General features: G+C 62.2%; 21 protein-coding genes. 8 read left to right on the top strand and 13 right to left on the bottom strand.

Features of this window, described 5'->3' with window-relative positions:
* Window positions 1-5: 5 nt before the first annotated feature.
* From F8N96_RS10120 to F8N96_RS10105, 4 genes are all read right to left on the bottom strand, one after another.
* Window positions 6-848 (bottom strand): hypothetical protein, encoded by an 843-nt coding sequence (locus F8N96_RS10120; RefSeq protein WP_150797677.1) that lies wholly within the window; start codon window positions 846-848, stop codon window positions 6-8.
* Between the two features lies 1 nt (window position 849).
* Window positions 850-2,178, bottom strand: coding sequence for a glycosyltransferase family 2 protein (locus tag F8N96_RS10115; protein WP_150797676.1), 1,329 nt, complete (start codon window positions 2,176-2,178; stop codon window positions 850-852).
* 5 nt (window positions 2,179-2,183) lie between these two features.
* Window positions 2,184-3,572, bottom strand: coding sequence for a diguanylate cyclase (locus F8N96_RS10110; RefSeq protein ID WP_150797675.1), 1,389 nt, complete (start codon window positions 3,570-3,572; stop codon window positions 2,184-2,186).
* A gap of 463 nt (window positions 3,573-4,035) precedes the next feature.
* Window positions 4,036-4,950: a LysR family transcriptional regulator gene (locus F8N96_RS10105; RefSeq protein WP_150797674.1), complete on the bottom strand. Its 915-nt coding sequence runs from the start codon at window positions 4,948-4,950 to the stop codon at window positions 4,036-4,038.
* Window positions 4,951-5,087: 137 nt separating this feature from the next.
* Between F8N96_RS10105 and F8N96_RS10100 the strand changes: the two genes are divergently transcribed.
* A complete protein-coding gene (locus F8N96_RS10100; RefSeq protein WP_150797673.1) occupies window positions 5,088-6,506 on the top strand; it encodes an MFS transporter in 1,419 nt (472 codons plus the stop codon).
* Between the two features lie 12 nt (window positions 6,507-6,518).
* Here the strand turns inward: F8N96_RS10100 and F8N96_RS10095 are convergent, their stop codons facing one another.
* Window positions 6,519-6,836 carry a carboxymuconolactone decarboxylase family protein gene (locus F8N96_RS10095; RefSeq protein WP_064678190.1) on the bottom strand — a complete coding sequence of 106 codons (318 nt, stop codon included), beginning with the start codon at window positions 6,834-6,836 and terminating at the stop codon, window positions 6,519-6,521.
* 194 nt (window positions 6,837-7,030) lie between these two features.
* On the opposite strand from F8N96_RS10095, the gene F8N96_RS10090 reads away from it, so the two are divergent.
* From F8N96_RS10090 to F8N96_RS10075, 4 genes are all read left to right on the top strand, one after another.
* Complete coding sequence (locus tag F8N96_RS10090; RefSeq protein WP_150797672.1) at window positions 7,031-8,404, top strand: glutamine synthetase family protein; 1,374 nt, start codon at window positions 7,031-7,033, stop codon at window positions 8,402-8,404.
* 21 nt (window positions 8,405-8,425) lie between these two features.
* A complete protein-coding gene (locus tag F8N96_RS10085) occupies window positions 8,426-9,817 on the top strand; it encodes an aldehyde dehydrogenase family protein (protein ID WP_150797671.1) in 1,392 nt (463 codons plus the stop codon).
* Between the two features lie 31 nt (window positions 9,818-9,848).
* A complete protein-coding gene (locus tag F8N96_RS10080; protein ID WP_150797670.1) occupies window positions 9,849-11,009 on the top strand; it encodes an iron-containing alcohol dehydrogenase in 1,161 nt (386 codons plus the stop codon).
* Window positions 11,010-11,171: 162 nt separating this feature from the next.
* Window positions 11,172-12,737: an amino acid permease gene (locus tag F8N96_RS10075; RefSeq protein ID WP_150797669.1), complete on the top strand. Its 1,566-nt coding sequence runs from the start codon at window positions 11,172-11,174 to the stop codon at window positions 12,735-12,737.
* Window positions 12,738-12,913: 176 nt separating this feature from the next.
* On the opposite strand, the gene F8N96_RS10070 is transcribed toward F8N96_RS10075, so the two are convergent.
* The gene (locus F8N96_RS10070) at window positions 12,914-13,150 is read right to left on the bottom strand and encodes a hypothetical protein (protein WP_150797668.1); all 237 of its coding nucleotides are present in this window, start codon (window positions 13,148-13,150) and stop codon (window positions 12,914-12,916) included.
* Window positions 13,151-13,319: 169 nt separating this feature from the next.
* Between F8N96_RS10070 and F8N96_RS10065 the strand changes: the two genes are divergently transcribed.
* On the top strand, window positions 13,320-15,083 hold the full coding sequence (locus F8N96_RS10065; protein WP_150797667.1) for an L-lactate permease: 1,764 nt from the start codon (window positions 13,320-13,322) through the stop codon (window positions 15,081-15,083).
* A gap of 198 nt (window positions 15,084-15,281) precedes the next feature.
* On the opposite strand, the gene F8N96_RS10060 is transcribed toward F8N96_RS10065, so the two are convergent.
* The 7 genes from F8N96_RS10060 to glcC all read right to left on the bottom strand — a co-directional run bounded on the left by F8N96_RS10060 (window position 15,282) and on the right by glcC (window position 22,468).
* Window positions 15,282-16,568: an OprD family porin gene (locus tag F8N96_RS10060; protein ID WP_150797666.1), complete on the bottom strand. Its 1,287-nt coding sequence runs from the start codon at window positions 16,566-16,568 to the stop codon at window positions 15,282-15,284.
* A gap of 54 nt (window positions 16,569-16,622) precedes the next feature.
* Window positions 16,623-17,939 (bottom strand): MFS transporter, encoded by a 1,317-nt coding sequence (locus F8N96_RS10055; RefSeq protein WP_150797665.1) that lies wholly within the window; start codon window positions 17,937-17,939, stop codon window positions 16,623-16,625.
* A gap of 66 nt (window positions 17,940-18,005) precedes the next feature.
* Window positions 18,006-18,530 (bottom strand): gamma carbonic anhydrase family protein, encoded by a 525-nt coding sequence (locus F8N96_RS10050; protein WP_150797664.1) that lies wholly within the window; start codon window positions 18,528-18,530, stop codon window positions 18,006-18,008.
* Between the two features lie 12 nt (window positions 18,531-18,542).
* The gene (locus tag F8N96_RS10045) at window positions 18,543-19,733 is read right to left on the bottom strand and encodes a CaiB/BaiF CoA transferase family protein (protein WP_150797663.1); all 1,191 of its coding nucleotides are present in this window, start codon (window positions 19,731-19,733) and stop codon (window positions 18,543-18,545) included.
* 22 nt (window positions 19,734-19,755) lie between these two features.
* A complete protein-coding gene (locus tag F8N96_RS10040; RefSeq protein WP_150797662.1) occupies window positions 19,756-20,685 on the bottom strand; it encodes a hydroxymethylglutaryl-CoA lyase in 930 nt (309 codons plus the stop codon).
* A 104-nt stretch (window positions 20,686-20,789) separates the two neighbouring features.
* A complete protein-coding gene (locus tag F8N96_RS10035; protein ID WP_150797661.1) occupies window positions 20,790-21,701 on the bottom strand; it encodes a LysR family transcriptional regulator in 912 nt (303 codons plus the stop codon).
* Complete coding sequence (glcC, locus tag F8N96_RS10030; RefSeq protein WP_150797660.1) at window positions 21,701-22,468, bottom strand: transcriptional regulator GlcC; 768 nt, start codon at window positions 22,466-22,468, stop codon at window positions 21,701-21,703. Before glcC ends, F8N96_RS10035 begins: the two co-directional genes overlap by 1 nt.
* A gap of 234 nt (window positions 22,469-22,702) precedes the next feature.
* On the opposite strand from glcC, the gene glcD reads away from it, so the two are divergent.
* A complete protein-coding gene (gene glcD, locus F8N96_RS10025) occupies window positions 22,703-24,202 on the top strand; it encodes a glycolate oxidase subunit GlcD (protein WP_150797659.1) in 1,500 nt (499 codons plus the stop codon).
* On the top strand, window positions 24,202-25,266 hold the full coding sequence (gene glcE, locus F8N96_RS10020; RefSeq protein WP_150797658.1) for a glycolate oxidase subunit GlcE: 1,065 nt from the start codon (window positions 24,202-24,204) through the stop codon (window positions 25,264-25,266). The genes glcD and glcE overlap by 1 nt, the downstream gene beginning before the upstream one ends.
* Window position 25,267: the final 1 nt, after the last annotated feature.

Raw genomic sequence — 25,267 nt, 5'->3', positions numbered from 1 at the left:
ACGGCTCACCGTTTTGGAAAGTCTCGCCAGGCTTGCCAGTCGATGCCGGCAATGCCTCGTGGTTGCAGTTGTTCGCGCCAGGCGCTGGTCTGGCGTTGCAGCTGTTCGGTCGAAGCGCCGGCCCAGGATTGCGTGGCATCCAGTTGTGGCTCCGTGCTTTGCGCCAGGCGAAATTGCAGGCCGGGCCAGCGCATGGCGATCTGCTCGGCCTTGCGCGCACTGTTGTGCGGATTGCGGGTGTAGATCATCAGGCTGACCCGGTGCACGCCCGCTTCGGGAAGTGCACAGGGCACGCAGGTTCGTCCGGGCCTGGTCTCGGTGAACCAGCGGTGATGACTGGAGATTTCCACCGGCCATGGGCTGGCTTTGGCAGCCGCACGCAAAGTCTCGAGCCAGTTCTTCAAGTGCTGATCCGGCACTGGCACGCCCAACTGCTCGACTTCCAGATCCAGGTGCAGGCTGGTGAAGGAAAGTCCTTTGAGTTTGCTCAATAAATCGGTGAGCTGATGGCGTTCCTGCGGCTCGATCCAGGCCGGATCGCCGAGCAACAGGCTCACTTGCAACTGCTCGCTGGCCGCTTCCTGCAGCAACTGCTCGAGCTGTCGGCGGGTGGTGGCCAGGTCATCGATCTGAGCGGCCTTGAGGCCCAGGTAGATCTTGTCCATCCCGGCCTTGCGCAGTGCTTCGAGCTCCGCCTGGCGTTGGCCGGGATCGAGCAACGCTTCACTGTCCCAGACATAGCTGGCCTGGGACCACTTGTCCGGTCCCGGCGCCTGATGCGTCAGCGGCAGTGCGAACAGCATCGCCGGGGATAACGACAGCGTCAGGACCAGCAGCAGCGAGCGCATATCAAAACCTCGTGGCCCGTTTAAGTACCCACCAGGGCGCCATCGAGCTTTCTTCATGGCCGCGACGAAACATCTCGTTGAGCATGGCCACCGCGCTCCAGCAGCGCATGAGGAGCATGAACAGCGGAAAGACCGGCACCAGCAATCCCAGGACCATGTCTTGTCGCGGCCGGTCCGACACCAGCAACATCATGGCGCCGAACATCAGTACGGTGATCAGCAGGTACAGCAGATAGATCAGGACGAACAGGAACAGCAGCGTCCTGCCCGGCAGGATGAACAACGCCAGCAAGGTGTAGCTGAGGATGATGAACGGCAGCACCAACTGAAAAAAGAAGCCGCTGACCAGGATCATCAAAAAGCTCGGCCAGCCCAGCAACTTGGGGTCGATGTTGTGGTTGTGCTTCCTGACGTACAGGAAAAACAGGTCGCCATCCCAGCGCAGGCGCTGCATCAGGAACTGGCGCAGGGTGGCCGGTGCGTCGGTATGGCCGATCGCTTCCGGCTCGAAGGGGATCCGCAGGTTGTGGCGCTTGAAGTAGCTTTTGATGCGCAGCGTCAGGTCCAGATCCTCGGCGGTGTGAGTGTTCCAGCCGCCGATTTTCACCAGAAAACTGCGGCGGAAGGCGCCAAAAGCCCCCGAGACGTTGTTGACCAGATTCCATTCGGCCAGGCCGATTTTCGACATATGGATCGACAACAGGTATTCCAGCGCCTGCATCGCCGTGACCCAGGAGGCCCAGACGTTGCGCACGCGCAGGCTGCCGGCGACCGCCGGCACCGAGGGGTCCTCGAAATGGCGCACGATGGCGCTGACCATGTTGTTGTCGAAGGAAGTATCGCCGTCCAGCGCCATCACGATTTCACCGCTGGCCAGCGACAGGCCGGCGTTCAATGACGACACCCGCCCGCCCCGCTGCCATTTGGCGATCGGGCGCAAATGGCGCCGGGGATAAAGCTGCGGATCCACGTGGAAACGGCGCACGGCGTTGAGCGTCGCCTGGTTCATCGTGGCCCCGTCCACCACCGGAATCATTTCGATGTGGCCGGGGTAGGTCTGCTCGCACAGGCTCAACAGGGTGGTCTGCACGTCCATCCCCTCGCTGTAGCAGGTGATGATGCAAGAAACCCTGGGGCGGTATGTACTGATCTTCGGCACACTGCTGCGCCGCCGGGCAAACCAGCGCAACACGCCCAGCAGCACCATGATCGTCATGGGCAATTCAAAGATCATGAACAAGGGAAACAACATATAGAACAGGCGGCTCAAGCCATCCGGCCCCGCGAGCTCGCCGAGTGCATAGTAGAGCTGCTCCAGTAGCGGGCCCATGCCCCTCACCCCAGCTCACTGGCCAGACGGGCCAGCAACAGTTCGCCATTTTCCTGATCGAGCAGGTCCTGGGGTGCGGTGAGGGTGATGACGCGCAGGGAAATGTCACTGACTTCCGGCGCGGAAAACAGCTCGGCCACCCGGCCCAGGCGTTGTTTTACGCATTCCAGCCCCTTGGCATCGGTATGCGGGAGCATGATCCAGAAGAACTCTTCGGTGCTGCGCGAACACCGGTCGGTTTCCCGCACGGACTCCTTTAACCGGTCCGCCAGGCTATCGATGAAGGCATGGCAGCGGTGCTCGCCAAGGAGCGACAAGGTCCCGGCCAGGTTGACGAAGCGCAGGCCTATCAACGAAAAAGCCGGCGGTGGGTAGCGCCGCGCGAGCAGGATCTGCCAGCTCAACAGATCATAGAAGTCCTTGCCGCCGAGCAAATTGAGCCGACCGAAGTGCCGGCCCGAGCGATCGCTGAACTCCTGGCGACAGCGGAAGCGACCCGCCTCGGCCAGGCGGAAATCCCTGACTTCGCGCACGCGCAACTGGTCAGGGGTGTGTGCCAAGCCGCAGTCCAGGCAGCGCGCCTGCACATCGGCATCGACAAAAAATGCCTGGCACGAGCGACAACGATAGTTCTCCATCGGCCGATCGTAGTCACTGCCGATATGGCGCAAGCGGTTCAGGCAGTTGGGGCAAAGCAACACCCCGTCCTTGAGAAAGGATTCCTGCGCGCCGATATGCCCGCAGGTGAAACAGTGCAAGGACGGCTGGCGGGCGATATCCAGGGCCTGGCATTCGGTACACACGTCAATGAAGTTGAGCCGGCCCGAACCACAGTCCGGGCACAGGCGAACGCGATCGACCAGCACCCCCTCCTCCAGCCAATCCTGTTGCACCATCAACGCGAGCCAGGCGAATGAATTGATCTGTTCGCTGTCAGCCAGGGCATCCAGCAATGGGTAGCGATAGTGTTGGGGTACTTCCGGGTCCCGCAGGGCATACACCTGGGAAGCGTCGCGCAACCACAGCCAGGCGAGTACCCGACTTTCAAAGCGTTCTGGTGCCGGTCCCTGCCTGAGCAAACTGAAACGCTCCTGCCACAGGTCCCAGCGTGCTTTTATCTCGCTGGGCTCCATAGGACAGACGCCATCACCCAAGGCTTCGCACCAGCCGTCCTGATCGCGGCAACAGTAAATCAGGCGGTAGCGATAAGGGGGCAGCAAACGTAACTTGCGCAACATTCGTCCGGCATAGGCCCCTGGCATGTCCAGCAGCAATACATCAAACACGGCCACCGCCAGCAGGCTGCCGAGATCGGTAAAGTGTTCATGCTGCGCAAGGTTCAAGTCTGAACCCCTGTGACCGAGTATCGCAATCCGCGGATGTGAAGTCGGCATCACGCTCGCCTCTAGAGGTAGATAAGCGCATGGGTGACAGGAAGATAAACAACACTAGCATCAAGACGGAAAAATGCATCTGTTATTGCGAAGTTGCTCGCTTGAATTCGACGAACGCGAAAGCCCATCGTCGCGACTTATAATTCAAGCCGGAAAACCGCACCTTCAAAAGTTATAGATTTATTTTTAATTCATGCAGTTAGCAGACCACCGCCACATCAATAGACCCTATTACATTCCACTTCTTGATTGCCACGATCGATAGCAATAAGCCATATAACGTTGACCTGATTGCAAAAGAGAAAGCTTCACACTTTCAGCAAGAGCGCACCTCTCTATACCTCATCTCAATTAATAAGTTCAAAATACTATTATATCGAAATGATGTGCCGTTATGACAAGCGACACTAAGCGTCTTAGAGCGTTACATAAACTTAACAACAATGAATATATATACAGGAGATCAACTTGGCAACGTCACGCTCCCTTGCTGCGTACACACTTCACGAACACAGCTGCGTAACCACCGGTGGGCAGGATCCGCATCCAGCCGCGGGTGCCACAACATGGCCACGGTGAACGTCGGCACAGCAAAGGGCAAAGCAAAGCTGTGCATCCCTTCGCGCAGGCTGGCCGTATGCCGTTCAGGAACACTGGCGATCAGGTCCGTGGCCCGGGCCAGCGCCAAAGCGGTCGAGAAACCGGCGACGATGGTCACTATCTGCCGTTCCAGATCAAGCGGCGTCAGGGCGTTATCGATCGGCCCCCTGTCGAGCCCCCGCCGGGACACGCTGATGTGGCTGCCCGCCGCAAACCGGGCGGGCGTGATTTCGCCCTGAGCCAGTGAATGTCCGTTGCGTACAACGCCAATCAATCGGTCGCGAAACAAGCCCTGTGTCCGCAGTTCGGGGCTGGCCGACTTGCCCACTACGCCCGTCTCGAGATCGACCGTGCCGTCGCGCAATGCCGTGCTGTCCTTGTCGGGTTTGTGCATGAAGCACAGGCGCACCCCTGGCGCTTGCCCGGCCATGCGCGCGATGAGCGCCGCGCCGAAATTCTCGACGAAACCTTCACTGCTGCGCAGGGTGAACGTGCGGCTGAGTTGGCTGAGGTCCGGCTGCTCGGCCGGCCGCAGCACCGCTTCCGCGTCCTGCACCAACTGGCAGACCCGCTCGCGCAGTTCCAGCGCCCGGGGTGTCGGCACCAGGCCCCGTCCGGCCCTGACCAGCAGCGGATCACCGGTGGTTTCGCGCAAGCGCGCCAGCGCCCGGCTCATCGCCGACGGGCTCAGCCGCAAGCGTTTGGCGGCGCGCGCAACGCTGCCTTCGGCGAGCAGCACATCGAGGGTGACCAGCAGATTGAAATCGGGAGTGGACATGGATCGCCCCTGGGCGGTGGTGATATGGCGTTTGACGCACTTATCAACTTCAACTGCTGCGCCTTCCGCCATGTTAGGCCCGAGCGTACCTTTGTGACAGCTCCACTTCGGGAGCGACTTCATGAAAGAGGGGCAAGATGAAGCCAACTATTGCAGTAGCAGACTCCGTGCAAACCACGGCTTCGGTACGATGGGCACTGGCCAGCCTGGCGCTGTCGATATTGCTGTCCTCGCTCGGCACCAGCATCGCCAATGTCGGCCTGCCGACCCTGGCCGCCGTATTCGACGCCCCGTTTCAGCAGGTGCAATGGGTCGTCCTCGCTTATCTGCTGGCGATCACCACCCTGATCGTCAGCGTCGGTCGGCTCGGCGACCTCATCGGTCGTCGACGCCTGCTGCTGGGCGGCATCGGCCTGTTCTCCCTGGCCTCGGCCTTGTGCGCCCTGGCGCCGACCCTGTGGTTGCTGATTGGCGCCCGGGCACTGCAGGGCCTCGGCGCGGCAATCATGATGGCGCTGACCATGGCCTTCGTTGGCGAGACGGTGGCGAAGGACAAAACCGGCAGCGCCATGGGGTTGCTGGGGACGATGTCGGCCATTGGCACCGCGATGGGGCCGTCCCTGGGTGGCATGCTGATCGCCGGTTTCGGCTGGCAGGCGCTCTTCCTGATCACCGTGCCGCTGGGTTTGCTGACGGGATGGCTCGCGCATCGCCACTTGCCCGCTGATCGCCAGATAGCCAGGTCCGGGCACGCCCGCTTCGACTCGCTGGGCACACTACTGTTGGCGCTGACGCTTGGGGCCTACGCCCTGGCCATGACGCTCGGACGCGGCAGCTTCGGTCACCTCAACCTGGCGTTGCTGGTGGCGGCGGGTGTGGGCGGCGCCCTCTTCGTCTTCGTCCAGTCCCGAGTCGGCTCACCCTTGATCCGGTTGGCGCTGCTGCTCGACCCGCTGCTCAGCGCCAGCCTCACCATGAGCACACTGGTGGCGACGGTGATGATGGCGACGCTGGTGGTCGGCCCCTTCTACCTCTCGCAGGCACTCGGACTGGATGCCGTCAGGGTCGGGCTGGTGCTGTCGGCCGGACCGTTTGTGGTGGCGCTGACGGGGGTGCCCGCAGGCCGGATCGCCGACCGGTTTGGCGCGCAACGCATGACCCTCGCCGGGCTCATCGCGATGGCGGCCGGTTGCCTCGCGCTGGCGGTGTCGCCCCGGACGCTTGGCATCGGCGGCTACCTCGCGCCCATGGTGTTCGTCACCCTCGGCTACGCGCTGTTCCAGACCGCCAACAACACCGCAGTCATGGCCGATGTGGCGCCGGATCAGCGGGGCGTCATTTCCGGCCTGCTCAACCTCTCGCGCAATCTGGGACTCATCACCGGGGCCAGCGCCTTGGGCGCGGTGTTTGCGCTGGCCTCGGCGACGGCCGAGATCACCAAGGCGCACCCCGAGGCGGTTGCCAACGGCATGCGGATCACCTTCGCCGTCGCGCTGGGGCTGATCGTCACGGCACTGGCCATCGCCCTGTGTAGCCGCGCGAAGCAAACAAGGTAAATGGTTGCCCGTTCATTGCTCGAGCACATCCTCCGCCCAGCTGATGGCCGCGACGACGGTGGGGAAACCGATCGTGCTCGTCAGCGCGATCAATGCGTGACGGATCTGCTCTGGCGTCGCGCCCGCTTCCAGTGCCCGCCTGGCATGACTGTGCACGGCGCCTTCGGAGCGAATGGCTGCCGCAGCACCGAGTTGGATCAGCTGGACCACTGCATCGTCCAGTGGGCCGGCATGCCGCACCGCCGTACCCAGAGCTTGCACGGCGGCCAGGTAATCCGGGTACTGCTTTTTCAGTTGTCGGTAGGTGTTGTGCTCTCTTTTCTTACCCATCTCTGTCTCCTCGCGAGCCTGTTCGGCCCGATTTGTCCGGCGTCGATTGGCGAAACTTGCGCATTCCAACAGTAAGCTAAGCTAAGAACAGCTCATTGCCCACGATGCTCGTGTCTGCAGGTTTTGGTTTTTTCTGGAGAGCGTCTGCAACAGCTATTCGGAAAGGTCCAACCCCCTCGTGCAGGACTGACGTGATGACCGAGCCCCTCCTCAGTTTCGACCAACTCAAGCGTGCCGCGGCTGCCGGCGAAATCGATACCGTGCTGGTGTGCATGGCCGACATGCAGGGGCGACTGGTCGGCAAGCGCTTCCAGGTCGAGTTTTTCATCGACAGTGGCCATGAAGAAACCCACTGCTGCAATTACCTGCTGGCCGACGACATCGACATGGAGCCGGTGCCGGGTTACGCCGCCGCCAGCTGGAGTAAAGGCTATGGCGACTTCGTGCTCAAGCCGGACATGGCCACGTTGCGCCGGGTGCCGTGGCTGGAGTGCACGGCACTGGTGTTGTGCGACGTACTCGATCATCACCATCGCCAGGACTTGCCGCACAGCCCGAGGGCGATTCTGAAAAAGCAGATCGAGCGACTGCGCCAGCGCGATTATACCGGCATGTTCGCCTCGGAACTGGAGTTCTACCTGTTCGACGAGAGCTACGAGGCCATCCACAACCGCAACTACCACCAGCCCAAGACGGCCGGTCATTACATCGAGGATTACAACATCCTGCAGACCACCCGCGAGGAACCGGTGTTGCGGGCGATTCGCAAGCACCTGCAGGCCTCGGGTATTCCCGTGGAAAACTCCAAGGGCGAATGGGGCCCAGGCCAGGAAGAGATCAACATCCGGTATGCCGATGCCCTGACCATGGCCGACCACCACGTCATCATCAAGCACGCCTGCAAGGAGATCGCGCAGCTGCAGGGCAAGGCGATCACCTTCATGGCCAAGTGGCGCTATGACGCGGCCGGTTCCAGCAGCCACATCCACAATTCGCTGTGGGACAAAAATGGCAAGAAGTCGCTCTTTTTCGACGCCAAGGCCGAGTTCGGCATGTCGAAGCTGATGCGCGCCTGGGTCGCCGGGCAGCTCAAGTACGCCAATGACATCACCTGTTTTCTCGCGCCCTACATCAACTCCTACAAGCGGTTCCAGGCCGGCACGTTTGCCCCGACGCGGGCGGTCTGGAGCCGGGACAATCGCACTGCGGGCTTTCGCTTGTGCGCCGAGGACAGCAAAGCCATCCGCATCGAATGTCGCATCGGCGGCGCCGACCTCAACCCGTACCTGGCGTTCGCCGCCTTGATTGCCGCGGGCCTGGCCGGTATCGACGAGAAGCTTGAGCTCGTGCCGCCTTTTGAAGGCGATGCCTACGTCGACGAGCACCTGCCGGAAGTGTCCAAGACCCTGCGCGATGCCTGCTCCGCGCTCCAGGCGTCGAGCATGTTGCGCGAGGCATTCGGTGATGACGTGATCGACCACTACGTGCATACCGCCGAATGGGAGCAGAAGGAGTACGACCGGCGGATTACCGACTGGGAACTGCAGCGCGGTTTCGAGCGCTACTGAGCAGCCTTTATCGAGAAGATCATGACCTCAACGATTCAGCTCATCTCGCCGGTCGATGGCCGGGTCTATGCCGAACGCCGCTGCGCCGATGCCGGGCAGATCGACGAGGCTTTGGTGGCTGCGCAAGCGGCCCAGGCGTCATGGAAACGCCGGCCCCTGGGCGAACGCGCCGCCTTCTGCAGCGCCGCAGTGGACGCCATGTTGGCCATGCAGGCTGAAATCGTGCCGGAACTGGCCTGGCAGATGGGCCGCCCGGTGCGCTTCGGTGCAGGCGAGCTGCGCGGGTTCGAAGAGCGTGCCCGGCATATGATCGCCATTGCGCCTGAAGCGTTGGCAGCGCTCGAGCCCACGCCCATCGCGGGCTTTCGGCGTTTTATCAAGCGCGAGCCGCTGGGTACGGTATTGGTCGTCGCCCCTTGGAATTACCCCTATCTGACGGCAGTGAATACCATCATTCCCGCGCTGATGGCCGGCAACAGCGTCATCCTCAAACACGCGTCACAAACGCTGCTGGTCGGCGAACGGTTTGCCGAGGCGTTTCGCCGCGCCCATCTGCCCGATGGGCTGTTTCAGAACCTGCTGCTCAGTCATGTTTATACCGGGGCGATCATTGCCTCTGGACGTGTGCGGCAGGTGAACTTCACAGGTTCAGTGGAAGGTGGCAAGAGCATGGAACACGCTGCCCTCGGAGAGTTCGTCGGGGTGGGCCTGGAGCTTGGCGGCAAAGACCCGGCCTATGTCCGGGCCGACGCCAACCTTGAGCACGCGGTGGAAAGCCTGGTGGACGGCAGCTTCTTCAACTCCGGACAGAGCTGCTGCGCGGTCGAGCGCATCTATGTCGATGAACAACTCTACCCGGCCTTTGTCGAGCGATTCGTTACCTTGACTCGCCAGTACGTGCTGGGCAATCCGCTGGACGAAGCCACCACGCTCGGCCCGATGGTGTCGCGTGGCGCCGCTGATTTCGTCCGCGATCAGATCGCCAAAGCCCTGACACAGGGCGCCCGGGCGCTGATCGACCCAAGGGCCTTTCCCGCCGATGCGCCGGGCAGTGCCTACCTCGCACCGCAGGTATTGGTCGATGTCAGCCATCAGATGTCGGTGATGCGCGAGGAAAGCTTCGGGCCGGTGGTCGGCATCATGCCGGTGGCCAGCGACGATGAAGCCATCGCCTTGATGAACGACAGTGAGTTCGGGCTCAGCGCGTCCATCTGGACCCAACACCTCGCCGCCGCCGAACACCTAGGTAACCAGATCGACACCGGCACGGTGTTCATGAACCGCTGCGATTACCTCGACCCGGCCCTGGCCTGGACCGGGGTCAAGAACAGCGGGCGCGGCGTCACGCTATCGCGTCTGGGCTACGAACATCTGACCCGGGCGAAGTCCTTTCATTTGCGCCACGAGACTTGAGGCATGAGGGTTGAAACATGAGAGCTGAGCCATGAGCCTGACCGCGAACTGGAACTACCCCACCAGCATCCGCTTCGGTGCCGGCCGCATTGCCGAACTGGCCGAGACCTGCCGCAGCCAGGGCATCGAGCGACCGTTGCTGGTCACCGACAGTGGCCTGGCCCGCGCCCCGATCACCACCGCCGCACTGGAGGCCCTGCGTGCCGCCGGTCTTGGCGTGGCATTGTTTTGCGACCTCAAGCCCAATCCGGTCGAAGCCAACCTGGCGGGCGGGCTCGATGCCTGGCGCGCCGGCAAGCACGATGGGGTGGTCGCCTTCGGCGGAGGCAGCGGCCTGGACATGGGCAAGCTCATCGCCTTCATGAGCGGCCAGACGCGACCGGTCTGGGATTTCGAAGACATCGGCGACTACTGGACCCGGGCCGACGAAGACAGCATAGCGCCGGTGATCGCGGTGCCGACGACGGCGGGTACCGGCTCGGAAGTGGGCCGCGCAGCGGTGATCATCGACGAGGGCAGCCACACCAAACGCATCATCTTTCACCCGAAAATGATGCCGCGGGTGGTCATCAGCGACCCGGCCCTGAGCATCGGCATGCCGGCCAAGGTCACCGCCGGTACCGGCATGGATGCGTTTTCGCACTGCCTGGAGGCCTACTGCGCCCCCGGTTTTCACCCCATGGCCGAGGGCATCGCCGTGGAAGGCATGCGCCTGGTGGCCAACGCCCTGGTCCGGGCCGTGCACATGCCCTCCGACCTCGAGGCGCGCGGGCAGATGCTTGCGGCAGCGGCGATGGGCGCCACCGCGTTCCAGAAAGGCCTGGGCGGGATGCACGCCCTCGCCCATCCGATAGGCGCGCTGTACGACACCCATCACGGCATGACCAACGCCACCTTGATGCCCTATGTCCTGAAGTTCAATCGCCCGGCCATCGAAGAACGCATCACGCGCCTGGCGGCCTGGCTGCGCCTGCCCTCCCCGGGTTTCGACAGCTTCCTCGCGTTCGTGCTCAAACTGCGCAAGGACATCGGCGTGCCGCACACGCTGTTCGAGCTGGGCGTGGATGATCGACAGGCCGACCTGATCGCGGACATGGCGGTTGTCGACCCCTCGGCCGGCGGCAACCCGCTGCCGTTGACCCGGGCCGGCGCGGCCGAGATTTTCGACGCGGCTTTTCACGGCCGTCTGTAGGAGCGAGCTTGCTCGCGATGGACTCAAGGGCGACGCGTTTATTCAGAAAGCACGCGTTTTCGTTAACGTCCATCGCGAGCAAGCTCGCTCCTACATAAAACCAGGGCTGCAGCCTACGGCGGCGAAGTTCGGCCTGTTCCAGAAACTGAAGGAGCACACCAAATGAACCCAGCAAGCCAGCCCGGCACCGGCGCGCCGCAAGACGATGACGTCAAGGTGCTGCACAGCATGGGCTATGCCCAGCAGCTCTCGCGACGAATGGGGGTTTTCTCCAACTTTGCCATTTCCTTTTCAATCATCTGCATCCTCTCGGGGGGCATCAACTCCCTGGCCCAGGGCACCTCGGGTGCGGGTGGTGCGTCAATCGGCATCGGCTGGCCGATCGGTTGCCTGATTTCCGGGGTCTTTGCCATGGCCATGGCGCAGATTTCCTCGGCCTACCCCACCGCTGGCGGTCTGTATCACTGGGGTTCGATTCTCGGTAACCGCTTCACCGGCTGGCTGACGGCCTGGTTCAACCTGCTGGGGCTGGTGACGGTGCTCGGTGCGATCAACGTCGGCACTTACTACTTCTTTTTCGGGGCTTTCGGACCGGCCCTGGGCATGGAAGATACGACCACGACCCGGGTGATCTTCCTGGCGATCCTCACCGGCATCCAGGCCCTGTGTAACCATTTCGGCATCGGCCTGACCGCAAAGCTCACCGACTTCTCGGGCTATCTGATCTTCGCGACGGCGATCGCACTGACCATCGTGTGCCTGATCGCGGCCCCCAGCTATGAATTCGTCAGACTGGTGACCTTTGGCAACTATTCCGGGGAGGCCGGCGGCAGCGTCTGGCCACAAGTCTCCAACGCCTGGATTTTCATGCTCGGGCTGCTCTTGCCGATCTACACCATCACCGGCTATGACGCCTCCGCGCATACCTCCGAGGAAACCCGAAACGCGGCGATGTCGGTACCGGTCGGCATGGTCATGTCGGTGGTCTGGTCGCTGCTGTTTGGCTGGCTGATGCTCAGCTCGTTCGTGCTGATGTTGCCGAGCATGGACGAAGCGGCGACCAAGGGATGGAACGTGTTTTTCTGGGCGATGGACACTCAGGTCAACCCGACCGTCAAGACGGCGCTGTACCTGGCGATTTTCATCTCGCAGTTTCTCTGCGGGCTGGCCACCGTGACCTCGGTCTCGCGGATGATCTTCGCCTTCTCCCGCGACGGCGGCCTGCCGTTCTCGAAAGCCCTGGCCACGGTCTCGCCGACCCACCGCAGCCCGGTGCCGGCGATCTGGACCGGGGCAACCCTGGCGGTGTTGTTCGTCTGGGGCTCGTCGGTGATTTCGATTGGTGCAACGCCGGTCTATACCATCGTAGTGTCCTGCACGGTGATCTTTCTGTTCTTCTCCTTCGTTATCCCCATTGTGCTCGGCCTGTTCGCCTACGGCACCGCGAAGTGGCCGACCATGGGCCCGTGGAACATGGGGCGCTTCTGGTACTCGTTCTTTGCCATCCTGTCGATCCTGTCGATGGTGATCATTTTCGTCATCGGCATCCAGCCGCCGAACGATTGGGCGCTGTACATCACCATCGGGTTCCTGGTGCTGACGGCCATCATCTGGTTCGGCTTTGAAGCGCGACGCTTCCAGGGGCCGCCGGTGGGCGAGATGATCGTCAAGCGCCAGGCGCAAATCGCCGCGGCGGAAGCGGCGTTGAACAAACAGGCAGGAAGCTGACGCCGCACCCCCTGTAGGAACCGGCTTGCCGGCGAAGGCGTTGTCACTAGCGCTGCAAGGCTGGAGACCGCCTTCCCTGTAGGAGCCGGCTTGCCGGCGAAGGCGTTTTCACTGGCACTGCAAGGCTCGAGGCCGCCTTCGCCGGCAAGCCGGCTCCTACAAGGGGCCCGCGCACGTCACAGGGTTCTCTGGCTATTCCCGATGCCCTTGGCGATATCGATGCCCCAGTCCATCGCGGCTTCCATATCCATCATGTGCGGTTTTGGGTCATGATTTTCATTGATGACCGTACCGTCAGGTAGGTAAACACCGATAAACATCCCAAGGGATCCGTCCTTCAGAATCTCGGCTTTAACCTCGATCTTGCATCCGTTGGAAAGCGTTTCCTTGTGGTGTATATGGCGTTCAGTCATTGCTGCATTCCTCCCGTTGACGTGCGAGTAGCGCATTCACCTATTGGCCATCTTAGCTCAGTGCAGCCCGCTCGCAGGACGGCCAGGACAGCGGCGCAATGCCACCTATACTACAAGCCACCGCCCCTTCGGGGTCTGCATGCCCAACAATAAAAAGCAGAGGTGGAACATGGTCTGGCAGCAAATCTACGATCCGTTCAATAACCCGGTGTTTTCAACCATCATGGCGGCAGTGCCGGTGGTGGTGATGCTGGCAGCCCTGGCGTTTTTCCATGTCAAGGCGCACCTGGCGGCACTCATGGCGCTGGGGTCGGCCTTGATCATTGCCATCTTCGCCTTCGACATGCCGGCGACCATGGCCGGTTCCGCCGCACTATACGGCGCCGCCAACGGTTTGCTGCCGATTGGCTGGATCGTGCTCAACATCATTTTCCTGCACCGGCTGACGACCGAGAACGGCTCGTTCAAGGTGCTGCAGGACTCGCTGGCCCGCATCACCGACGATCGACGGCTGCAGTTGCTACTGATCGCCTTCTGCTTCGGCGCATTCTTCGAAGGGGCCGCCGGGTTCGGCACGCCGGTGGCGGTGACCGGGGCCATCCTGATCGGGCTGGGGTTCTCGCCGCTGGCGGCCTCGGGCCTGGCGTTGATCGCCAACACCGCGCCGGTGGCGTTCGGCGCCCTGGGTACGCCGATCATCACCCTGGCCAAGGTCACCGGGCTGGATGAAATGGAACTGTCGATGATGGTCGGCCGGCAGTTGCCGTTTTTCTCGGTGATCGTGCCGTTCTGGCTGATCTGGGCCTTTGCCGGCTGGCGCAAGATGCTGGAAATCTGGCCGGCGATCCTGGTGGCCGGGGTCAGTTTTGCGGTGCCGCAGTTCCTGGTGTCCAACTACCACGGGCCGATGCTGGTGGACGTGATCGCCGCGCTGATTTCCATGGCCTGCCTGACCGGCTTTATCAAGGTCTGGAAACCGGCCACCATCCATACTTCGGCGGCGCTGTCAGGCCGGGTAGACAACTCGAAGATTGACGATGAGCACGAGGTCGAACCCACGGCCACCGCCACCTTCAACAGCGAAAACCGCTCGGCCGTGATGCGTGCCTGGATGCCCTGGATCGTCCTCACGGTGTTCGTCTTCGCCTGGGGCACCCAGAGTTTCAAAAACATGTTCGATACCCGTGCGGCAATCGATCCGGTCACTAATTCGGCCAAACTTGACCCGCAAGGCAAGCCGATGCGCGAGGCCAACCCGATCTTCGCCCCGACCTTGACCTTCACCACCATTCACCAGCAGATCGAGAAAGTGCCGCCGGTGGTGCCTGTGCCTAAAACCGAAGAAGCGATCTACAAGTTCAACTGGTTTACCGCCACCGGCAGCGGCATCCTGCTGTCGGCGATCCTCGGCGGGTTGTTGATGGGGTACTCCATTCCTCAACTGATTCACCATTACCTGCGAACGATCTGGCTGGTGCGTTATTCGCTGATCACGATCGTGGCAATGCTCGCCCTCGGTTTCCTTACGCGTTACTCGGGGCTGGATGCCACCATGGGCCTGGCCTTCGCCGCGACGGGCATTTTCTATCCCATGTTCGGCACCTTGCTCGGCTGGCTCGGGGTGGCCTTGACCGGTTCGGATACGGCTTCCAACGTGCTGTTTGGCGGCTTGCAACGGGTGACCGCCGAGCAACTGGGGCTTAGCCCGGTGTTGATGGCCGCGGCCAACAGTTCCGGCGGGGTCATGGGCAAGATGGTCGATGCGCAGTCGATCGTGGTGGCTTCGACCGCTACGCGCTGGTACGGCCATGAAGGCGAGATCCTGCGTTATGTGTTCTTCCATTCGATCATTCTGGCCATCCTGGTCGGTGGCCTGGTGACGTTGCAGGCGTATGTGGAGCCGTTCAGCAGTATGGTGGTCGGCGGTAAGTGATTGACGCAAAACCCTGTAGAAGCTGGCTTGTCGGATCGCCGCACCGCAGCGAAGGCGGCGTATTTGATCGTTCCCACGCGTATGATCGTTCCCACGCTCCGCGTGGGAATGCTTCAACGGACGCTCCGCGTTCGGCTCTTGGGACGCAGAGCGTCCCTGGCTGCATTCCCACGCGGAGCGTGGGAACGATCACTACGCCTAAAAGTTAATGGTGTACCCAACAATCACTCGATTCTCATCCGCCGCATCGGCAAAGTTCGAGCGCATCGTCGCGTTTCGCCAGCGCAGCGAAACATTCTTCAAGGCCCCGGACTGTATGACGTAGCTCAGATCCGTCGTCCGCTCCCACTCCTCCCCCTCTCCACCCGAAGCGCGCAAGTCCCCTGCCTTGACGCTGCTGATAGTCGTCGGGTCGACCTGGTCCCCTTTCACATAACGCACATTGAAAGTCAGCCCAGGAACACCGAGCGCAGCGAAGTCGTAGTCATAGCGCATCATCCAGGCCCGTTCATTGGCCAGGGCGAAGGTGCTGACCTGCTGCTCGCTGAACAGATAAGTGTCGGTGCCGCCGACGTACGCGTAAGCCGTGTCGCCACGGACTTTCTGGTAGCCGCCGCTGAAGGTATGGCCCTTGATCGAATAACCGAAATGGGTGCTCAAGGTCCGGTTATCGACCTTGCCCAACAACTCGCGCCCGGTTTCACGGGCGGAAAAATAGCGCCACTCGGTAAACACATCGCCGGGCCCCAGCCCGATCCTGTACTTGAACCCAGCAAAATCGCGCCGAAACAGGTCTTCCAGCTGGCTGGTGTGCAAGCTCAGCGTTAGATTCTTCAGGGGCTGATAGTCAGCACCGGCATAGTACAAACGGTCACCCGTCACACTGGCCGAATAAGCCCCCTGTTGCGCCATCGCTGTCAGGTCTTCGAAATCGGTGGAGTCACGCAGCTTGGTCGCATCGACTTCCAGCGCGGTGAAGGTGAAGTTGTCCAGGTCCTTGCTCACCAACTGGGCACCGTTGAACCACTGCGGGAACAGCCGGCTGTTATTGGCAGCCAGCAGCGGCAGCTGCGGGCTGAGGCCGCCCACCCGGACCTCGGTCTGCGCAAGCCTGGCCTTGAACGTGCCGACCGCTTTTGAATAATCGTCGACCGCACGTTTATCCGCCCCCCTTGGCAACAACCCGCTGCCGGAGCGATCCGGGCTGGAGTCGAGCTTGATCCCCAGCATGCCCACGGCATCCAGACCAAAGCCCAGCGGGCCGGGCGTAAACCCCGATTGCAACTTCAGCATGAAACCCTGAGCCCACTCGCCACGCCGGGACTGGGTGGCCGAGTCACCGTGAAAATCACGATCGAAGTAGAAGTTACGCAGCTCCAGACTGCCTTTGCCATCGTCGACAAAACCGGCCTGAGCCGCTGAATGAAAGGCGCAGCAAACCGTCGCGAGCATCAACGATGCTCGCTGCATAACGAATGGAGTCATGTTTGTGCCTGTTTTATTGTTGTTGTCAGGAGCGAGATTGTTTTAACAACCGGGTCAGGCCTTCGGATTCCTGACAAAACACACGACCACAATGCACGCGAGCAGAATCATCGGCGCGATGGAGAGCATGCCCATGTAGCTGGTGCCGGAGACATCGTTGATCTTGCCGACCATCACCGGTGCGACCATGCCACTGAGCTGGCCGATGGAGTTGATCGCCGCCGTGCCGCTGGCGATCGCCAACCCGGAGAAGGTCGATTGCGGAATGGTCCAGAAGATCGGGATCGCGATAAAGGTGCCCGCCGTGGCCAGCACCAGCGCCGCCATCATCGCCCAGGACGAATCGGAGAACAGGCAGGCCAGCAAGTACCCCACGGCCGCCAGCAACAGGCACATCACCAGGTACTTCTTGCGCTCGCCGGTGCGGTCCGAGAGGCGGGTCAGCCAGATCATGCCGATGCACGCCACGATGTAGGGCAGCGATGACAGCATGCCGACCCAGAATACGCTTTGCACCCCGGACGATTTGATCAGGTGCGGCATCCAGAAATTGATGCCGTAGGAGGCCATTTTGATCACGAAGTAGATCAGCGCCATGATCGCCACTTCCCGGGTCAGCAATACGCGCCACAGCGAGCCATGCACCAGTTTGGCTCTGGCCCTGTCATGTTCGAGGTTGGCCGCCAGCAGGTCTTTCTCGCCCCGGCTCAACCACTTGGCCGATTCGATATCGCGGTCCAGCTTCCACAGCACCAGCAGGCCCAGCAACACACAGGGCAAGCCGGACATCAGGAACAACCAGTGCCAGCCCGCCAGGCCGAGCACGCCATCCATAGTCCCAAGCAGGAAACCGGCCGCAGGTCCGCCCAAGGCACCGGCCAGCGGTACCGAGAGGAACCACAGCCCGTTCATCTTCGCCAGGTGCTTTTTCGGAAACCAGCAGGCCAGGTAGAACAGGATCGCCGGGCCGAAACCGGCTTCCATGACGCCGATCAGAAAACGCAGGAAGTACAGGGTGTATTGGGTGTAGGCGAACATCAGGGCCGCGGTGGCCAGGCCCCAGGAGATCATGATCCGGCAGATCCAGGCCGGCGCGCCGTAGCGCTTGAGGCCCAGGCTACTAGGTACTTCGAACAGTACATAACCGACGAAAAACATGCTCGCCGCCAGGCCATAGGCCGCATCGGACAAGCCCAGTTCCTGTTGCATCTGGACCTTGGCGAAGCTGATATTGATCCGGTCAAAATAGGAAAACAGAAAGCAGATAATGGCCAGCGGCATGATGCGCCAGGCCACGCGCCGATACAGCAGTAGCTCGTTGATTGTTTCGTCGTTGCGCGCAAGCGCCATTTCGCCAGTCATGGCAACCATGGTGTTTCTCCGTTTTTGTAATTATTGGAGAGAAGCAAAATCCTGCAGGACGTTGCTCAACGGGGTTTAACGGATCCGAATCAGTTTTTCCTTGAAGGCCTGGCCTTTACTGACATAGTCCCGGGCATTGCCATGCATGCCGGCGATGGCTTCAGGGGTCAGTTCTCGCACCACTTTGGCCGGCGCCCCCAGAATCAGCGAGTTGTCCGGGAACACCTTGCCTTCGGTGACGATCGCGCCGGCACCGACCAGGCAGTTCTTGCCGATCACCGCGCCATTGAGCACCACCGCCTGAATCCCGATCAGCGCACCGTCGCCGATGGTGCAGCCATGCAACATGGCCTGGTGGCCGATGGTGACGCCCTCGCCCACGGTCAATGCAAAGCCGGGGTCGGCGTGCAGCACCGCGCCTTCCTGCACGTTGCTGTGCTGGCCGATGCGAATCGGCTCGTTGTCGCCGCGCAACACGGCCTGGGGCCAGATACTGACGCCCTGCTCGAGCGTCACGTTGCCGATGACCGTGGCGTCTTCGGCGACGAAGGTTTCGGCGTGGATCACGGGGACCAGCCTGTCGTATTGATAGATAGCCATGGCAACTTGTCCTCAGGCCCGAGCGTCGGTTTTCAAAACACCAGCGGCACACAGTTCGGCAATGTGCGCGTCGCTGTATCCGAGCTCACGCATGACCTTGTGGGTATGTTCGCCAATGCGCGGAATCGATTGACGGGGTTGCAGGCGCTCGCCATCCAACGACAAAGGCAGTAACGGCATGGGCGTGAATGAGCCGTCTTCGAGTTCGAGATTCGCCAGGCCACCACTTTGCAGCAGGTGCGGATCTTCGAACAGCTCTTCCGGGCGACGGATCGGCGCGAAAGGAATGCCGTGGGCTTCGAGCTGCAAGGCCAGGGCCTGGGCGTCCATGGTGGCGAATACTTCGGCCAGATGCGCCAGCAACCGTGGCCGTTGCAGCACGCGGTCGTTGTTGGTGGCGAGGGTCTGGTCATCGAGCAGCGCGGTCTGGCCCAGCAGTTGGCACAAGGCGTTCCACTGCCCTTCGCCGGTGGCGGCGACAAACATCTGCTCACCGCCGGCGAACTCGAACACGTCATAGATCGCCCAGGCGCTGATGCGGTTTGGCATCGGGGCGGCGGCCTGGCCGGTCACGGCGTACTGCTGCATGTGCTGGGCGGCGAGCAACACGCAGTTCTCGTAGAGCGCGCTTTGCACCTCGCAGCCGACGCCGGTGACGTGGCGGTCGTTGAGCGCGGCAAGCACGCCGATGGCACCGAACATGCCGCCCATGATGTCGTTCACCGAGCTGCCGGCGCGCAACGGACGGCCGACGGGACCGGTCATGTAGGCCAGGCCAGCCATCATCTGCACCACTTCGTCCAGGGCCAGGCGATTGTCATACGGCCCATTGAGAAAGCCTTTGTGCGAGGCATAGATCAGGCGCGGGTTACGTTGACGAATCGCCTCGTAACCGAAGCCCAGCTCCTGCATGCGCCCGGGTTTGAAGTTCTCGATGAACACGTCGGCGGTGTCGATCAGTTCCAGTACGGCATCGCGCCCTTGCGCGGTGTTGACGTCGATGGCGATGCACTGCTTGTTGCGGTTGAAGGTGCGAAAGAACCCGGCGCCGGCACCGAGCAGCCGGCGGGTTCCGTCGCCGCGGGTCGGTTCGATCTTGATCACTTCGGCGCCGAGATCACCGAGGATCATCCCGCAGGTCGGCCCCATCACCATGTGGGAGATTTCGACGACACGAATGCCGTCCAATGGAAGTCTGGACATTATTGTTTTCCTCGTCACTGGTTCAGGCGCGGCTGGCGGCCGGGGTGTAATTGAGCGGCAGGCCGGCGCGGGCAATGCAGCCGTAAAGGGCTTCGTCGGGCAAGGCGTCGCGCAGCACCTGCCGTGAAGCGATCAGGGCGGCCAGGTCGATGCCGGTGTCGTAGCCCATGCTTTGCAGCATGAACACCAGGTCTTCGGTCACGGTGTTGCCGGAGGCGCCCGGGGCGAACGGGCAACCGCCCAGCCCGGCCAGGGACGAATCGAGTTCGGTGATGCCCTGCTGCACCGCCACCAGACTGTTGGCGAGCGCCAGGCCGCGGGTGTCGTGGAAATGCGCGGCCCTGAGCTTGTCCCCGGCAATGGCGCGAATCGCCTGCAAGGTCGTCGCCACCTGGCCGGGATTGGCGTAGCCGGTGGTGTCGCCGAGGGACACCAGATCACAACCCGCTTCGAGCACGTGGCCGGTCAACTCGCAGAGGTCGCTCAGCGGCACATCGCCCTGGCGGGTGCAGCCGAAGGCGACCGACATTCCGGCAATCAGCTGAACAGTGTGCAAGCCCATCTCGGTCCGCAACTGGCACATCCGCGCCAGCTCCTCGACCATTTCCAGCGGAGTGCGTCGCACATTGGCCAGGCTATGGGCGGCGCTGACCGAGACCGGCGCGATAATACGGTGGGCGCCGGATTCCAGCGCATCGCGGCAGCCGCGCAGGTTCGGTGCCAGGACCGAGACCACCAGATCGGGGTAACTCAGGGCATGGGCCACCACTTCCCTGGCATCGGCCATTTGCGGCAGCAGTCTGGCAGGCACGAAGGACGCGACTTCCATATGGCGAACGCCGGCGGCATAGGCCGCATCGATCCATTGGCGCTTGGCGGTGGTAGGCATGATGGCTTGCAGGCTCTGCAAACCATCGCGCATGCCGACTTCGTTGATCGTTATTGTTGTCATGAAGTTCTCTCACAGGCTGAAGCACAGGCCCAGACTAGAGAGACAGCGAGGCGTCGAAAAGACGTGATTCACGGCCTGATCCATCGTCAACCGCGATGGATGGATCAGTGCGCCGATTGGCGCGGCGGTGCACGCAGCAGCAGATGGTCCAGTAATCGACGCGCCGACAGCGACAAGGCCTCACGATCGCGCACGCAGATCACAAACTCGCCCAGCGCCCAATCGTCGGTCAGGGGGATGATGCGCAGGTCGAACAGAGGCGCGTAGCGCGCCACCGCTTCCAGCGGGAACACCGCCAGGCCCAGCCCGAACTGCACCAGGCGGAACGCGGCATCGAATGACGACACGTAGGAGCGGAAACGCAGCTCCCGGCCATGCTTGACCGCGTCTTCGCGCATGAAGGTATTGAGGGTGGCGAAGGCCGACAACCCAAGATGATCAAAATCCAGCGTCTCTTCGAAGGCAATGCTGCTGCGATCGGCCAAGGGATGCCCCCCAGCCACCACTACCGCGAGATGGTCCTGGCGGTAAGGCAGGAATTCCAGATCGCCCACGGCCATCGAGCGCCGGCAGATGCCCAGGTCGGCATTGCCCTCAGCCACCCCGCGTACAACGTCGGGGCTGAAACGCTCTTCGATGTCGGCCTGGATGCGCGGGTTGTCCAGCATGAACGCGGAGAGTTCTTCCGGCAGAAACTCCATGATCGACGACACGTTCGCCAAGACCCGCACGTGCCCGCGGGCCCCTTCGGCATATTCGCCGAGCTCGCTGTCGAGCCGTTCCATCGCCCGGGTCAGTGACCGCGCATGCCGCAGCAAAGCCAGCCCCGCCGGCGTCGGTTCGACCCCGCGCTTGCTGCGCTTGAGCAGCGGTGTGCCGAAGCGCGCCTCGATGTCGGAAATGCGCTTGCTGACCGCCGAGGGTGCGAGGAAGGCCCGCTCGCTGGCCCGGGCGATGGTGCCTTCGTCGCAGACCAGGATGAACAGGTGCAAGGACAAGTGATCCAGGTGCTGCATCAGGTCCACCCCTCAAGTCGCAGCGTGGCCCGGACCAGCCGTTGCTCTTCGCCTTCGATTTCCTTGAGGTTGTCGCACAGGCTCTGGATATGCGCGATGGCCGCCTTGCGCGCCTGCTCCGGCATGCGCCCGGTCACGGCGTTGTAGAGTCGCGCGTGGTGGCGGTCGATCTGGCGTTTTTGCGGTTCGCGGTGATAGAGGTTGTTGACCGAGGCAAAGACGGTGTTGAGCAGCAAGTCGGTCAGCGAGCGCAAGGTCTGCACCAATACCGGGTTGTGCGAGGCCTCACAGATGGCCAGGTGAAATGCATGATCGAGCCGGGCATGGTCGCACGCCGGCAGCGAACGGCTGTGGGCATCGAGCAATGCCTCGTAAGCGCGGGTGATCAGGACAAAGTCGGCGTCGGTTCCGCGCAGGGCGGCCAGGCGCGCGGATTCGCCCTCGAGCAGGCTGCGCACTTCGAACAAGTCATAAAGGGTGCGTGGCTGCGAGCCGAACAGGTGCATCAGTGGTGATACGCCACCGTGACCGGAAAGGTCGGCGACGAATGAGCCCTTGCCCTGTTCGGTCCTGATGATGCCGCGGGCGCGCAACAGCTTCAGCCCTTCGCGCAGCGCCGTGCGTGAGACGCCGAGCTTTTCGGTCAGGCGTCGCTCCGATGGCAACAACTGCCCGGTCTTGAGTACCCCATCGACAATCAGTCGTTCTATACGCTCACAGACCACGTCCGCGACTTGTGGGTTACGACCCGCTTCTACGTTTTCCATCACCCCTCCAACTGGTATGACCAGTCGAACCAGCCTAATCATGCCTATGCAACCATGCTTATAAGCTTATGTTTTATTTAGCATTTTTTATCCATACCAAAAAATAGCGAATAAAAAACTGGTTCGACCAGTCAAACAACGCATAGACAGTAGACCGTCTCCGGCCAATGATGCAAGTGAGCGTTATCCGCAAACAAGGCTCTAATAAAAACAACCGAGTGCCGTGAACCGCCTATGAACATCCTCTACGATGAACGCGTCGACGGTGTCTTGCCTGATGTCGACAGAACCGCCCTGATCCAGGCGCTGCAAACGCGCGTGCCGGCGCTGGAAATCCTGCATCAGCGCGAAGAACTCAAACCGTACGAATGCGACGGACTCTCCGCCTACCGCACCACACCGATGCTGGTGGTGCTGCCCCGCCACCTCGACGAGGTGCAAGGCGTGTTGCGTGTCTGCCATGAACTGCAGGTCCCGGTGGTCGCCCGCGGCGCCGGCACCGGTTTGTCCGGTGGTGCGCTGCCCCTGGAAAAAGGCGTGCTGCTGGTGATGGCGCGCTTCAACAACATCCTGCACATCGACCCCGCCGCCCGCACTGCCCGGGTCCAGCCGGGGGTGCGCAACCTGGCGATTTCCCAGGCGGCGGCACCGTTCGGCCTGTACTACGCGCCGGATCCGTCCTCGCAGATCGCCTGTTCCATCGGCGGCAACGTGGCGGAAAACGCCGGTGGCGTGCATTGCCTGAAGTACGGGCTGACGGTGCACAACCTGCTCAAGGTCGACATCCTCACGGTCGATGGCGAGCACCTGAGCCTGGGCTCGAACGCCCTCGACTCGCCGGGGTTCGATCTGCTGGCGCTGTTCACCGGCTCCGAAGGCATGCTCGGGGTCATCACCGAGGTCACGGTCAAGCTGCTGCCCAAACCACAGACCGCCAAGGTGCTGCTGGCGGCGTTCGACTCCGTTGAAAAAGCCGGGCGCGCCGTGGGTGACATCATTGCCGCCGGCATCATCCCCGGCGGCCTGGAAATGATGGACAACCTGGCCATCCGCGCCGCCGAAGACTTCATCCACGCGGGCTATCCGGTGGATGCCGAAGCGATTCTGCTGTGCGAACTCGACGGCGTCGAAGCCGACGTCCATGACGACTGCGACCGCGTGTGCCAGGTGCTGGAACAGGCCGGCGCCACCGAAGTGCGCCTGGCTAAAGACGAGGCCGAGCGCGTGCGCTTCTGGGCCGGGCGCAAGAATGCCTTCCCGGCGGTGGGCCGCCTCTCCCCGGATTATTACTGCATGGACGGCACCATCCCGCGTCGCGAACTGCCCGGCGTGCTGCAAGCCATTGCCGCGTTGTCGGCCGAGTACGACCTGCGGGTGGCCAACGTGTTCCACGCCGGTGACGGCAACATGCACCCGCTGATTCTGTTCGATGCCAACCAACCCGGCGAACTCGATCGCGCCGAAGCCCTGGGCGGCAAGATCCTCGAATTGTGCGTCAAGGTCGGTGGCAGCATTACTGGCGAACACGGTGTGGGCCGGGAGAAGATCAATCAGATGTGCGCGCAATTCAACAGCGATGAGCTGACCCTGTTTCATGCGGTCAAGGCGGCCTTCGATCCGAGCGGCTTGCTCAACCCCGGCAAGAACATACCGACGCTGCACCGTTGCGCCGAGTTTGGCGCCATGCACGTTCACATGGGGCAGATGCCCTTCCCTGAACTGGAGCGTTTCTGATGCTTGGCGAACACGATATGGATGACAGCCGCACCCTGTTGGAACAGGTCAACCAGGCGCTGCAAAACGCCACGCCGTTGCGCATTCAGGGTTCCAACAGCAAGGCGTTCCTGGGGCGCATCGTCGCCGGCGAAGTGCTCGACACGCGCTCGCACCGGGGCATCGTCAGCTACGACCCGACCGAACTGGTGATTACCGCCCGCTGCGGCACGCCATTGGCTGAGCTGGCCGGGGTGCTGGACGCGGCGCAGCAGATGCTGCCCTGCGAACCGCCGTCCTTCGGCGACGATGCCACCGTGGGCGGCATGATCGCCAGCGGTCTGTCGGGGCCGCGCCGTCCCTGGTCCGGCTCGGTGCGGGACTTCGTGCTCGGCACCCGGGTCATCACTGGCCACGGCAAGCATTTGCGTTTCGGTGGCGAAGTCATGAAAAACGTCGCCGGCTACGACCTGTCGCGCCTGATGGCGGGCAGCTACGGATCCCTGGGGGTGATCACCGAAGTCTCGCTCAAGGTCCTGCCCAAACCGCGGCAGTGCTTGAGCATCAGTCTGGAAATGGACAGCGATCGCGCCCTGCTGCGCCTGGCGGAATGGGGCCAGCAACCGCTGCCGATCAGCGCTGCCTGTCACGACGGCCAGCGCCTGCACCTGCGGCTCGAGGGTGGCGAAGGTTCGGTGACGGCGGCCCATGACCGTTTGGGTGGCGAGGTACTGGATGCTTCTTATTGGGGGGATCTCAATGAACATCGCTTGAGTTTCTTCGACGAGGACCAGCCACTCTGGCGTCTGTCGGTTCCGCACAACACCCCTCGACTGTCCTTGCCCGGCCGGCAGTTGATCGACTGGGGCGGCGCACAGCGCTGGCTCAAATCCGACGCCGAGGCCTCGTTCATCCGCGCGATCGTCGAAGAGGCCGGCGGGCATGTGACCTGCTACAGCCACGGGTTGATCGACAGCCCGTTCCAGCCGCTGCCGGAGGCACTGATGCGCTACCACCGCAGCCTGAAGCAACAACTCGATCCTCGGGGCATCTTCAACCCCGGTCGCCTGTACGCGGAGCTTTGAC

The sequence above is a fragment of the Pseudomonas fluorescens genome, assembly GCF_902497855.1.
In the GTDB taxonomy this organism is placed as follows: domain Bacteria; phylum Pseudomonadota; class Gammaproteobacteria; order Pseudomonadales; family Pseudomonadaceae; genus Aquipseudomonas; species Aquipseudomonas fluorescens_BI.
Note: the sequence above shows the minus strand (reverse complement) of the source record. Positions and strands in the feature narration are given on the sequence as shown.

Excerpts from the sequence above, each read along its gene's own strand:
- F8N96_RS10120 (WP_150797677.1), bottom strand. The coding sequence starts at position 848 with ATGCGCTCGCTGCTGCTGGTCCTGACGCTGTCGTTATCCCCGGCGATG.
- F8N96_RS10115 (WP_150797676.1), bottom strand. The coding sequence starts at position 2,178 with ATGGGCCCGCTACTGGAGCAGCTCTACTATGCACTCGGCGAGCTCGCG.
- F8N96_RS10110 (WP_150797675.1), bottom strand. The coding sequence starts at position 3,572 with ATGCCGACTTCACATCCGCGGATTGCGATACTCGGTCACAGGGGTTCA.
- F8N96_RS10105 (WP_150797674.1), bottom strand. The coding sequence starts at position 4,950 with ATGTCCACTCCCGATTTCAATCTGCTGGTCACCCTCGATGTGCTGCTC.
- F8N96_RS10100 (WP_150797673.1), top strand. The coding sequence starts at position 5,088 with ATGAAGCCAACTATTGCAGTAGCAGACTCCGTGCAAACCACGGCTTCG.
- F8N96_RS10095 (WP_064678190.1), bottom strand. The coding sequence starts at position 6,836 with ATGGGTAAGAAAAGAGAGCACAACACCTACCGACAACTGAAAAAGCAG.
- F8N96_RS10090 (WP_150797672.1), top strand. The coding sequence starts at position 7,031 with ATGACCGAGCCCCTCCTCAGTTTCGACCAACTCAAGCGTGCCGCGGCT.
- F8N96_RS10085 (WP_150797671.1), top strand. The coding sequence starts at position 8,426 with ATGACCTCAACGATTCAGCTCATCTCGCCGGTCGATGGCCGGGTCTAT.
- F8N96_RS10080 (WP_150797670.1), top strand. The coding sequence starts at position 9,849 with ATGAGCCTGACCGCGAACTGGAACTACCCCACCAGCATCCGCTTCGGT.
- F8N96_RS10075 (WP_150797669.1), top strand. The coding sequence starts at position 11,172 with ATGAACCCAGCAAGCCAGCCCGGCACCGGCGCGCCGCAAGACGATGAC.
- F8N96_RS10070 (WP_150797668.1), bottom strand. The coding sequence starts at position 13,150 with ATGACTGAACGCCATATACACCACAAGGAAACGCTTTCCAACGGATGC.
- F8N96_RS10065 (WP_150797667.1), top strand. The coding sequence starts at position 13,320 with ATGGTCTGGCAGCAAATCTACGATCCGTTCAATAACCCGGTGTTTTCA.
- F8N96_RS10060 (WP_150797666.1), bottom strand. The coding sequence starts at position 16,568 with ATGACTCCATTCGTTATGCAGCGAGCATCGTTGATGCTCGCGACGGTT.
- F8N96_RS10055 (WP_150797665.1), bottom strand. The coding sequence starts at position 17,939 with ATGGTTGCCATGACTGGCGAAATGGCGCTTGCGCGCAACGACGAAACA.
- F8N96_RS10050 (WP_150797664.1), bottom strand. The coding sequence starts at position 18,530 with ATGGCTATCTATCAATACGACAGGCTGGTCCCCGTGATCCACGCCGAA.
- F8N96_RS10045 (WP_150797663.1), bottom strand. The coding sequence starts at position 19,733 with ATGTCCAGACTTCCATTGGACGGCATTCGTGTCGTCGAAATCTCCCAC.
- F8N96_RS10040 (WP_150797662.1), bottom strand. The coding sequence starts at position 20,685 with ATGACAACAATAACGATCAACGAAGTCGGCATGCGCGATGGTTTGCAG.
- F8N96_RS10035 (WP_150797661.1), bottom strand. The coding sequence starts at position 21,701 with ATGCAGCACCTGGATCACTTGTCCTTGCACCTGTTCATCCTGGTCTGC.
- glcC (WP_150797660.1), bottom strand. The coding sequence starts at position 22,468 with ATGGAAAACGTAGAAGCGGGTCGTAACCCACAAGTCGCGGACGTGGTC.
- glcD (WP_150797659.1), top strand. The coding sequence starts at position 22,703 with ATGAACATCCTCTACGATGAACGCGTCGACGGTGTCTTGCCTGATGTC.
- glcE (WP_150797658.1), top strand. The coding sequence starts at position 24,202 with ATGCTTGGCGAACACGATATGGATGACAGCCGCACCCTGTTGGAACAG.